At 43.7% G+C, this 996-nt stretch carries 1 protein-coding gene; it reads right to left on the reverse strand.

The window, feature by feature from the left end:
* Positions 1-93: 93 nt before the first annotated feature.
* Complete coding sequence (aph(3')-Ia, locus tag QP997_RS09700; RefSeq protein WP_284847000.1) at positions 94-909, reverse strand: aminoglycoside O-phosphotransferase APH(3')-Ia; 816 nt, start codon at positions 907-909, stop codon at positions 94-96.
* Positions 910-996 lie beyond the last annotated feature (87 nt).

Below are 996 nucleotides of genomic sequence, written 5' to 3' on the forward strand. Positions count from 1 at the left end.
CCGTCCGGATACTGCCAGATATCGGCGTCCAGGGAGATGTCCTGAAGCGCGGTGTCCGGAATTTCAGGTTTGTGTCTCTACAAAGACTAACTATCAGAAAAACTCATCGAGCATCAAATGAAACTGCAATTTATTCATATCAGGATTATCAATACCATATTTTTGAAAAAGCCGTTTCTGTAATGAAGGAGAAAACTCACCGAGGCAGTTCCATAGGATGGCAAGATCCTGGTATCGGTCTGCGATTCCGACTCGTCCAACATCAATACAACCTATTAATTTCCCCTCGTCAAAAATAAGGTTATCAAGTGAGAAATCACCATGAGTGACGACTGAATCCGGTGAGAATGGCAAAAGCTTATGCATTTCTTTCCAGACTTGTTCAACAGGCCAGCCATTACGCTCGTCATCAAAATCACTAGCATCAACCAAACCGTTATTCATTCGTGATTGCGCCTGAGCGAGACGAAATACGCGATCGCTGTTAAAAGGACAATTACAAACAGGAATCGAATGCAACCGGCGCAGGAACACTGCCAGCGCATCAACAATATTTTCACCTGAATCAGGATATTCTTCTAATACCTGGAATGCTGTTTTCCCGGGGATCGCAGTGGTGAGTAACCATGCATCATCAGGAGTACGGATAAAATGCTTGATGGTCGGAAGAGGCATAAATGCCGTCAGCCAGTTTAGTCTGACCATCTCATCTGTAACATCATTGGCAACGCTACCTTTGCCATGTTTCAGAAACAACTCTGGCGCATAGGGCTTCCCATACAATCGATAGATTGTCGCACCTGATTGCCCGACATTATCGCGAGCCCATCTATACCCATATAAATCAGCATCCAGGTTGGAATTTAATCGCGGCCTCGAGCAAGACGTTTCCCGTTGAATATGGCTCATAACACCCCTTGTATTACTGTTTATGTAAGCAGACAGTTTTATTGTTCATGATGATATATTTTTATCTTGTGCAATATAACATGGGTT

It is taken from the genome of Corynebacterium sp. MSK039, from assembly GCF_030232315.1.
GTDB lineage: Bacteria > Actinomycetota > Actinomycetes > Mycobacteriales > Mycobacteriaceae > Corynebacterium.